Source organism: Rhodoferax sp., assembly GCF_039922535.1.
Taxonomy (GTDB): domain Bacteria; phylum Pseudomonadota; class Gammaproteobacteria; order Burkholderiales; family Burkholderiaceae_C; genus Rhodoferax_B.
Map to the genome: position 1 here is coordinate 1 of NZ_JBDTEM010000483.1, position 7475 is coordinate 7475.

At 64.5% G+C, this 7475-nt stretch carries 7 protein-coding genes; all 7 read right to left on the bottom strand.

From position 1 onward, the window contains the following. Positions 1 to 357 precede the first annotated feature (357 nt). Complete coding sequence (locus tag ABI213_RS22660; RefSeq protein WP_348008302.1) at positions 358 to 1584, bottom strand: Xaa-Pro peptidase family protein; 1227 nt, start codon at positions 1582 to 1584, stop codon at positions 358 to 360. Positions 1585 to 1639: 55 nt separating this feature from the next. Then, positions 1640 to 2539, bottom strand: coding sequence for a hypothetical protein (locus ABI213_RS22665; protein WP_348008303.1), 900 nt, complete (start codon positions 2537 to 2539; stop codon positions 1640 to 1642). Between the two features lie 88 nt (positions 2540 to 2627). Then, a complete protein-coding gene (locus tag ABI213_RS22670; RefSeq protein ID WP_348008304.1) occupies positions 2628 to 4247 on the bottom strand; it encodes a GMC family oxidoreductase N-terminal domain-containing protein in 1620 nt (539 codons plus the stop codon). An 86-nt stretch (positions 4248 to 4333) separates the two neighbouring features. Next, positions 4334 to 5224 (bottom strand): LysR substrate-binding domain-containing protein, encoded by an 891-nt coding sequence (locus tag ABI213_RS22675; protein ID WP_348008305.1) that lies wholly within the window; start codon positions 5222 to 5224, stop codon positions 4334 to 4336. An 80-nt stretch (positions 5225 to 5304) separates the two neighbouring features. Next, a complete protein-coding gene (locus tag ABI213_RS22680) occupies positions 5305 to 6195 on the bottom strand; it encodes a pseudouridine synthase (protein ID WP_348008306.1) in 891 nt (296 codons plus the stop codon). A 79-nt stretch (positions 6196 to 6274) separates the two neighbouring features. After that, entirely contained in the window at positions 6275 to 6979 is a 705-nt protein-coding gene (kdpE, locus tag ABI213_RS22685) for a two-component system response regulator KdpE (protein ID WP_348028774.1), read from the bottom strand. Further along, a partial coding sequence (locus tag ABI213_RS22690) for an ATP-binding protein (protein WP_348028776.1) occupies positions 6976 to 7475 on the bottom strand: 500 nt, incomplete at its 5' end. The genes ABI213_RS22690 and kdpE, both read right to left, overlap by 4 nt.

Consider the following 7475-nt stretch of genomic DNA (forward strand, 5'->3'; position numbering starts at 1 on the left):
GGCGGATCAGGGCTGGCGTTGTTTGAGCGCAGCGAGTTTAGCCAGACCCCGCCCAAAGCGAGCACCGCAGGTTCCCGCAGCGCCAGCGGAGGGCGCAGGTAGTGGGGGTGGCCTTTCTTTTGGTGACTTTCTTTTGGCCACGCAAAAGACAAGTTACTGCCCTGCCGGGGGCACAGCCCGGCCAGGGATCGAGGTTACGTTCACGCCCGTTAAATCCAGAACGCGGGGTATCAAACCGCCAATAAGGGTCAGAGCCCAAATGCGGGTGGACACCGCTTTCAACCCTTAACAAGGCGCGCGCAATTGGGATCTGACCCTTATTGGCTACGCGCCGTGTTGCCCTTGGAAGCGGATCCCTTAGCCTAGCAGCCGCTGCTCGAACGGGTAGTCGGACAGCAGCTCGATCGTGCCGTCGTTGCGGATGTAGATCTGCTCTTCCAGCTTGGCACCTTCGCCGCCGTCTTCGTGGCCGATGTAGCTCTCGATGCACAGGGTCATGCCGGGCTCGAACACGCCGTCGTAGCCTTTGGCATCGCTGTCTTCCCTGTGCACGATGTACGGGTACTCGCCGCACATGCCCACGCCGTGCGCCAGCGCGAAATAGCGCCGGGCCTGGTAGGGCTTGGGGATCTTCCAGGCCTTGGTGGTGTATTCCGAAAAACTCATGCCGGGCTTGACCAGCTCCATATTGGTGTGGATCTGCTCGTAGGCCAACTGGTAGACGGTTTTTTGCGCGGCGTTGGCCTGGCCTTTGCCGCACAGAAAGGTGCGCGAAAAATCGGCGTAGTAGCCAAAGCGGCCCACCACGTCGGTGTCCAGACCGACCAGATCACCGTCTTCGATGACGCGGGTGCTGCACTCGTGGAACCAGGGGTTGGTGCGCGGGCCGGAGCTGAGCAAACGGGTTTCGATGTAGTCGCCATCGGTGGCAATGATGTGCTGGTGCAGGTGCGACCAGAGCGCGTTTTCTGTGATGCCAGGCACCAGCGCAGCTTCCAGATTGCGCACGCCTTGCTCGGCGGCACGCAGGGAGGCGCGGACCATCTTGATCTCGTTGTCGACCTTGATGCAGCGGGCGCGTTCCAGCGGCTCTTGCGCGTCGGACAGGATGTAGCCATAGGCTTGCAGCGCGAACGCGGCGGCCGAGGTAGCGCTTTCCAGGGCAATCTTCTTGCCACCACCGCACTGCTGAATCAGCTCGTGCAGTTCTGCCGCCCAGCGCTTGGTCACATCACCCAGCATGTCGTCGCAGAAGTAGTACGAGATGGCCGTGGCGGGGCGCACTTCGTCGATGGTGTCCAGGCCGTCGGCCAGGAAGTCGCAACCGGCGTATTCAAACATCACCACCTTGCCTTCGGCGGGCACGAACAGGTAACGCGCCGGGTTGCGCATCGAATACACCTGCATATTGCGCGAGCCGGATGCATAGCGGATGTGCGTGGGGTCGAAGAGGATACAAGCAGTGAGGTCGCGCTTCTTCAGCTCGGCCTTGACGCGGGCCATGCGGTCGCGCTGGATTTGCGCGATCTCGGCAGCGGTGGGTTCGCAGTCTGCCAAAACTTGGGTGGGACGGATGAGTGCCATGGCGTGGGATCTTTCGGGTTTTATCGTGGGGAGGTAAGGAAACGGAAAAGCGAAATCAGTCAATCAGGCTGTCGTTGCGCACCAGTTGGCTTTCGGCAATCAGGTGGGCCTCAGACACGCGGCCATACAGTTGGCGGGTCCGCTCCAGGCGGCCCATCACATTGGGCTTTTCGGAGTAGGCAAAGATGGCGGTATGGCGCTGGATGCTGCCCTTTACCGGTGTCACGCGGTGCAGCGAGAAGCGGCCTTTGAAGAACTGCACGTCGCCGGGGCGCAAGGTCAGCACCTTCACCGGGCTGCGGTCTTCGCCGCGCACAATCTTGCCCACGCCGGGGTAGTTTTCACCGCCGGGTGAACGGATGTTGGGGCAGTATTCGAAGTCGCCGCCTTCTTCGGACTTCTGCGTCATCATCGACACGATGAACTCGTTGGTGTCGTAGTGCCAGGGTTGTTGGGTTCCATCGGGCAGCACGTTTTGCACCAGACCGGCATACGGGTCGGCGTATTCCCACACCCGCTCCTGCTGCAGGCAGGCAGCCACAAACAGCTTCATGGCTTTAGACACGTAGATGCGGTGGATGATGAAGTCCGCCGGGATCATGTCGCGCGTGACGAAGCCGCTGGTGCGGTCCATGAAGACGCGGCGCGGGTCGGTGGCGGGCAGGCTGGGGTCGTCGTTGGTGAAGTAGGCGTTGGTCTTCTGGCGTGGCGAGAAAAAGGTCTTCTGCGCCAGTACACGGCCTTCTTCGGTGACGCGCTGCATGGCTTCGGGCCGCAGAAAGCCGGGCAGCACATAGCTGCCCTCGGCGGCCAGCTGGCTGCGGCACATCTCCACCAGCTCTTGCATGCGCGGGGAATCGGGCGCTTGCAGCGGGTAGCGCTCGGTGTCGATGATGTCGCTCAGGTCCATGCATTCGGCATCGGCCAAGGCAATCTTAGGGAAAGGGGTGGTCATACAAACTCCAGAATCAGATGGGTGAATCATGCGCAGGCGCGCGGGGGTTGAAAAGCGATGATTTCGGCGCGCCATGCTTGAGGAAAAGTCATACCGCGTGGTCTTGCAGAATCAGGTCGGCCCCTTTTTCGGCCACCATGATGGTCGGCGCGTTGGTGTTGCCCGAGGTCACCGCGGGGAAGACGGACGCATCCACCACCCGCAGGCCCTGGATGCCATGCACCCGCAGCCGGTGGTCCACCACATGGCGCAGCGGGTCCGGGCCCATCGCGCAGGTGCCACAGGCGTGGTAGACCGAGCCGCTGCGCTGGCGGAAATCTTCCAGCAAGGCCTCGGGCGAGGTGGCATCTGGGCCGGGAAACAGCTCCGAGGCCACCACGCCCGACAGCGGCGCGCTGGCGGCAATGCGGCGCAGCAGTTGGCTACCCTCTTGCACGTCGGCCAAGTCCTCCGGGGTGGACAAGAAGTTGGTGCGTATCACCGGCTTGGCAAACGGATCAGACGACTGGATGGTGATGCTGCCGCGGCTGGTCGGGCGGCAGGTGTTGAAGGACATCAAAAACGCCGAATACGGGTCGGGGTTCATCAGCTTGGCCTGGGGCTTGGCGTTGGCGGTGTAGCTGATGGGGTTGAAGTACACATGCATGTTGGGCCGGGCCAGCTCAGGGCGGCTGCGCACAAAAGCCCCCGCCTGGTTCACGCTCATGGCCAACGGCCCCTGCTTGCCCAGCAGGTACTGCAGCGCCGCCTTGACCTTGCCGCTGAACGGGTACAAGGTGTCGTTGAGCGTAGGTACTTTGGACTTGAAGTAGTACGACACGCACACGTGGTCTTGCATGTTTTGTCCGACCGCGGGCGCGTGGCGCACCAAGGGGATGTTCAGGCCCCGGAGCAGATCGGCATCGCCCACACCCGAGAGCTGCAAGAGCTGCGGCGAGTTGATGGAGCCACCCGACAGCACCACCTCCTTCGCGGCGCGCACGGTGTGCAGGCTGCCTTTGTGCAAAAACTCGACGCCGACGGCACGCGTGCCTTCAAACACCACCCGGGTTACCTGGGCATGGGTTTGCAAAGTCAGGTTTTTGCGCCGCAGCGCTGGCCGCAGAAAGGCATTCGCGGTGGATGCGCGCACACCGTCGCGGATGGTCATTTGCCACAGGCCGGCGCCTTCGGTCTGCGCGCCGTTGAAGTCGCGCGTGGTGGGGTAGCCGAGCGTATTGCAAGCCGCCATGAAGGTGTCGCACAGCGGGTGCACCTTGCCGCTAAATTCGCTGACCCGCAGCGGGCCGCCGCTACCGTGAAAGTCCGATGCGCCCCACACATGGTCTTCCGACTTCTTGAAGTACGGCAGCACCGACTTCCAGTCCCAACCCGGGTTGCCCGCAGCCGCCCAGTCGTCAAAGTCTTCGCGCTGCCCGCGGATGTAGACCATGGCGTTGATCGAGCTGGTGCCCCCCAGCACCTTGCCGCGCGGCCAGTACAGGCGGCGGTTGCCCATGGCGGGCTCGGGTTCGGCGTGGTACATCCAGTTGAAGCGCGGGTCGGCAAAGGTGCGGCCATAGCCGATCGGCACCTGGATCCAGGGGCTGCGGTCGGATCCACCCGCTTCTAGCAGCAAAACCCGGTCCGTGCCGCTGGCGCTCAGCCGGTTGGCCAGCACGCAGCCAGCAGACCCCGCGCCGACGATGATGTAGTCATATTCATTCATAGCGCCGCAGGTTAGCGGCGACTACCGACTTGGACAAACCACGAATTCGCGGCCCCAGCCTTGAGAAAAATGGGGGGTCTAAAAAATCAGGCGGGTGCGAACTGGCTGGCTAGCCAGTCGCGGAACAGGCCGACCAGTGCGCGGCTGTCCGCATCGCGGGCCAGGTTGACGAACCAGTAGCCGTGCGGCCCGGCTACTTTGACGTCGCTCAAATGGCGCAGGCTGCCCGCGGCCAACTCTTTGGGCACCATGGCCTCGTCGACGATGGCGACCCCGGCCCCGGCCAGGGCGGCGTTGATCACCTGGTCCAGCGTGCTGAAGCTCAGGCCTGGCTTGGGGTTGACTTCGGTCAGGCCCTGGGCGGCGCACCATTGCTCCCACATGGGCATGCGCACATTGCCATCGGTGATGTGCAGCAGGGTCGCGTCTTCCAGGCGCGGGGGCTGGGTATCGACCCACAGCACCGGGCTGGCCAACATCACATGCTGCTCCACCATCAGCAAGGAGCAGTCCCCGTCGGCCCAGGCCTGGTCGCTGAAGGCGATCACGCAGTCGCAGTGGCGCACGTCGCGCAGGGCATGCACGTCATGGGTGCTGATGGACAGGTCGATGTGGGCAAACTGCCGCCGGAAGTCTGGCAGGCGCGGGGCCATCCAGCGGGTGGCAAAGGTGGGCGGCAGGTTGATCGCCAATTGCTGGCGCAGGTTGTGGTGCTGCAGGTTCTGCACCACGGTTTCGATGTGCTGGAACGCCGTGTCTACGGCGGTGGACAGTTGCCGCCCGGCGGGGGTGAGCTGCACGCCCCGGTGGGTGCGGGTGAACACCGGCACGCCCAGCCATTCTTCGAGTTGCTTGATCTGCCGACTCACCGCGCCCTGCGTCACATACAGGCTTTCGCAGGCCTGCATGAAGCTCTCGGTCCGGGCCGCGGCCGCGAACACGCGCAGCGCATTCAGCGGGGGAAGACGTTTGTGCATCGTGGGGGCCGTGGGTTAGGTGTCGGGAGGCCCCCTGGGTTAAGCAATTACTATGCCGATAGCCGTTCTACGGAAGGGCCTTAAAAGCCTTCGTGCGGTGCCAGATACCGCCACTGGCCCACCGGCAGATTGCCCAGCATCACATTGCCGATGCGCACCCGCTTCAGCCCCACCACCTTGAGGCCCACCAGTTCGCACATGCGGCGGATCTGGCGCTTTTTGCCTTCGGTGAGGACGATGCGCAACTGCTCGGGGTTTTGCCAGGTCACTTTGGCGGGCTTGAGCGGTTGGCCGTCCAGGCTCAGGCCGTGGCGCAGCCTGGCCAGCATGGCGGGCGGGAACACGGCTTGCACATTGGTGGTGATGGGGTCGTCGTCGTCCATGCGGATGAGCTGGCCAGTGGGTGCGGGCTGGCCCAGGCCGTGGTAGGCCACGCGGACCAGGTATTCCTTTTCCATCACCGAGTCTTCACCGATGAGCTGGCGGGCCACGCGGCCGTCTTGCGTCATCACCAGCAGGCCGATGGAGTCGATGTCCAGCCGCCCGGCCGGGGCCAGGCCGCGCAACTGGTTGGGGTGGAAGAAAAAGCGGGCGTTGTCCTCGGCCCAGCGGTTTTGCGCGGTAAACAGCGTGACCGCAGGCTCGTGTCCGTCTTCCGCCTGCGCGCTCACGTAGCCCATGGGCTTGTTGATCAGGATGGTGACCTGGTTGGCCTGGTGGCCGCTGGCGGCCTTGTCGATCTGGATGCGGTCGCTGGGCGTGACCTTGACCCCCATCTCGGCGATGGCCCCGTTGACCTTGACCCAGCCCTTGGCGATCCATTCATCCGCCTCGCGGCGCGAGCACATGTTCAGATCGGCCATGCGTTTGTTCAGGCGTACAGGTTCGTTGCTATTGGCGGCGGCACCGGCGGGGGGTGCGGCGCGGCGAAAAGGAACGGCGGGTTTCGGAGGGGGGACGGGGGTGTTCATGGTGTTTGCTATGAATAGAGTAGCTATTCATGGAGTCTGGATGCGCGGCAGGGGCGTATTTTGCTGATATTTTAAGCGTTTACGGTTGTACCAGTAAGCGGTAACCCACGGCGGTCTCCGTCAGCAGGTGCACCGGCTGGGCCGGGTCAGCCTCCAGTTTTTGCCGCAGGTGGCCCATGTGGATGCGCAGATAGTGGCTTTGCTGGGTGTGCGCCGGGCCCCACACTTCGCGCAGCAACTGGCGGTGGGTGAGCACGCGGCCCGCATTGGTTACCAGCACGGCCAACAGGCGGTATTCGATGGGCGTAAGGTGCACCTCGGCCCCGTTCCGGCGCACCAGGCGGGCGGTGCGGTCTACCTCGACTGCACCGAAGCGGAACACCGGGTCGGGCTCGCCCGCGCCGTCCGCCGTGGCGGCCCGCGGTCGCCGCAGGTTGGCGCGCACGCGGGCCAACAGCTCGCCCACGCCAAAGGGCTTGGTCAGGTAATCATCCGCCCCGGCATCCAGCGCGGCGATCTTGTCGGCCTCGTCGCTGCGGGCCGACAGCACGATGATGGGCACGGCCGACCAGCCGCGCACGTCGCGCAGCACGTCCAGCCCGTCGCCGTCGGGCAGGCCCAGGTCCAGCACCAGCAGGTCGGGTTTGCGGGTGCCAGCCTCGGTCAGCCCCTGTTTGGCGGTGTCGGCTTCGAACACCTGCCAGCCTTCGGCCTCCAGCGCGGCGCGCACGAAGCGGCGGATGTGGGGTTCGTCTTCGATGAGAACGGCGACAGGGCTGGTCAAGATAGTTCTGGCGCAGGGCGGCGCGGCAAAGTGAGGGTGAATTCTGCACCACCGTTCGGCGCGTTGGCGGCGACGATCTGGCCCCGGTGCGCATCCACGATGGCTTTGCAAATGGCCAGGCCCAGGCCCACGCCGGGGGTGGTGGATTCGGCGCTGCCACGGGTGAACTTGTCAAACAGCTCGGCCTCGCGGCCCCGCAGCTTGGGTGGCAGGCCGGGGCCGTGGTCGCGCACCGACAGCACCAGGCTGGTGGGGGTGGCGCGGGCAGTCAGCACGATGGGCAAGGCGCCGTATTTGGCCGCGTTCTCCAGCAGGTTCACCAGCACGCGCTCCATCAGCACGGCGTCGTATTCCACCAGCGGCAGGTCGGCGGGCACATCGGTGTCTACGTGCTGGCCGCGCAGGGCCGGGCCTGCGGCGCGGATGGCGGAGCCCACCAGTTCTTCCACCGACTGCCAGTCGCTGCGCAGGGCCACGCCGCCGTCTTGCAGCCGCG